Source organism: Pedobacter sp. 05L430, assembly GCF_056397585.1.
Genome location: NZ_JBFTNT010000556.1, coordinates 1 through 1,052 on the forward strand (window position 1 = coordinate 1; position 1,052 = coordinate 1,052).

Sequence of the window (1,052 nt, forward strand, 5' to 3'; positions counted from 1 at the left end):
TTGAAAGGTTGTTTAGGGCTTATATTATAAATTTAGTTAGAGATCCTTGGGAGATACGTTTTAGGGTTTATAATGCGAGAATGTCTGAAGATTTTGAGGTTTTTATAAAAGGGCCTGTATTGGCATATTAATATGGAGCAGACCAGTTTGTTTAAAGAATCGGGCCAAAGTTCAGGGTTGCCTGTTGAATTGTTGGAATACCATCCCGATTTATTCAGCGAAACTCAGAGTGAGTTTTTGTTAAAGAAATTTATCGCGGAATCTCCTTGGAACCAAAAGATAATAAAGATTTATGACAAGGAAGTAATTACACCACGACTTACGGCCTGGTATGCAGATGCTGAAGCCTATGATTACACTTCTTTAGGTAGATCTATGCCAAATTTCTGGACCCCGGAACTGTTAATGATTAAGCAAAAAGTAGAATTAACGGCGGGAGTTCAGTTCAATAGTGTGTTGTTGAATTATTATCGTGATGGCAATGATTCGGTTGCCTGGCATAGTGATAATGAAAAGGCCTTAGGTAAACGTCCTGTGATTGCCTCAGTGAGTTTTGGACAAGTGAGGTGTTTTGATATTCGCAGAAAGAGCAATCACAGAGAAAAGTATTCAATCCGTTTAGAAAGTGGTGCACTGATGGTCATGAAGGGAGATTTGCAGATGAATTGGGAACATAGGATTGCAAAGTCGATGAAACCAATGAAACCAAGGGTAAATTTAACTTTCAGGGTTGTGATCTGATTTTTAATTTAGCATGACGATAATTCAGCCGTGACTAATCTTTTCCATCACTGTATATTCCAAATATTTAGCGAGTGTTGCAAACATCTAGTCACACTTTATTATAATAGGCTATGAGACAAGATATGGGATATTTTTCCACTTCATACAAATAGAAAAACAATGAAAAAGCAAATTTTAATGATACTGGGGGTGGTAATTGTATTGTGATCCTGTTCCAGGCACAATTATTATGCTTATCGTAATCCTTTTCCGGTGTATGTGGGCAATGAACAACAGAAGGTGGGTGTCAAGCAGGTGAGTATTATAAT

General features: G+C 37.3%; 1 protein-coding gene. It reads left to right on the plus strand.

Translation table 11 applies throughout. From position 1 onward, the window contains the following. Positions 1-132: 132 nt before the first annotated feature. On the plus strand, positions 133-741 hold the full coding sequence (locus AC1DG9_RS27285; protein ID WP_288882141.1) for an alpha-ketoglutarate-dependent dioxygenase AlkB family protein: 609 nt from the start codon (positions 133-135) through the stop codon (positions 739-741). The last annotated feature ends 311 nt before the right edge of the window (positions 742-1,052 follow it).